This window comes from Mesorhizobium sp. (assembly GCF_005063415.1).
Taxonomy (GTDB): domain Bacteria; phylum Pseudomonadota; class Alphaproteobacteria; order Rhizobiales; family Rhizobiaceae; genus Mesorhizobium.
Genome location: NZ_SUEG01000058.1, coordinates 1 through 1,042 on the forward strand (window position 1 = coordinate 1; position 1,042 = coordinate 1,042).

The window sequence follows — 1,042 nt, forward strand, 5'->3', positions numbered from 1 at the left end:
CGCGGCTTTCGCGGCCGCCGGCTTCTTCTTTGCCGCCGGTGCTCGTTGCGGCACGGCCGCTGCAGCCGTTTGCGCCTCTACTGCCGGCGGCAAAGAAGAAGCCGGCAAAGACCGCTGCGCCAAAGCCCGCCGCAAAAGCTGAGCCAAAACCGCAGTCGTCAGCAGCGAAGAAGCCGGGCGCAGCAGCGAAGAAGCCGGCCGCCAGGAAAACGGCGGGAGCCGCCAAGTGAGCGTTTCGGACAACGAAAAGGACGAGATAGAAAAATCGTCGGCTCCGCTGATGGAGCACCTGATCGAGCTGCGCCGGCGGCTGATCTGGTCGATCGGCGGTTTTTTCGTCGCCTTCCTGGTCTGCTTCTTTTTCGCTAAGCGGCTGTTCAACCTTTTGGTCGTTCCGTTCAGATGGGCCACCCAATGGGCCGGGCTCGACCCGCACAAGGTCGAGCTGATCTATACGGCGCCGCAGGAATTCTTCTTTACCCAGGTCAAGCTCGCCATGTTCGGCGGCATGGTCATCGCCTTTCCGCTGATCGCCACGCAGATCTACAAATTCATCGCGCCTGGCCTCTACAAGAACGAACGCAACGCCTTCCTGCCGTTCCTGATCGCCTCGCCGATCCTGTTCCTGATGGGCGCGTCGCTGGTCTATTTCTTCTTCACGCCGATGGTGATGTGGTTCTTCCTCGCCATGCAGCAGACCGGCACCAACGACCAGGTGCAGATTTCGCTGCTGCCGAAAGTGTCCGAATATCTCAGCCTGATCATGACGCTGATCTTCTCCTTCGGCCTGGTGTTCCAGTTGCCGGTGGTGACCAGCCTGATGACGCGGGTCGGCATGCTTTCGTCCACGGCCCTGGCTGAAAAGCGCAAATGGGCGATCGTCATCGCCTTCGTCGTGGCGGCGGTGCTGACGCCGCCCGACCCGATGAGCCAGATCGGCCTCGCCATTCCGACGATCCTGCTCTACGAGGTCTCGATCTGGTCGGCCCGGCTGATCGAGCGCAGCAAGGAGCGCGACCGTGTGGCTCGCGAAAAGCAGGAC

1 protein-coding gene and 1 pseudogene are annotated in these 1,042 nt (G+C 61.6%); both read left to right on the plus strand.

Annotated elements, in window-relative coordinates:
- Window positions 1-230, plus strand: a pseudogene (locus tag E5W70_RS16740) (hypothetical protein); the annotation flags it as partial.
- A partial coding sequence (gene tatC / locus E5W70_RS16745) for a twin-arginine translocase subunit TatC (RefSeq protein ID WP_292659857.1) occupies window positions 227-1,042 on the plus strand: 816 nt, incomplete at its 3' end. The pseudogene E5W70_RS16740 and the gene tatC, both read left to right, overlap by 4 nt.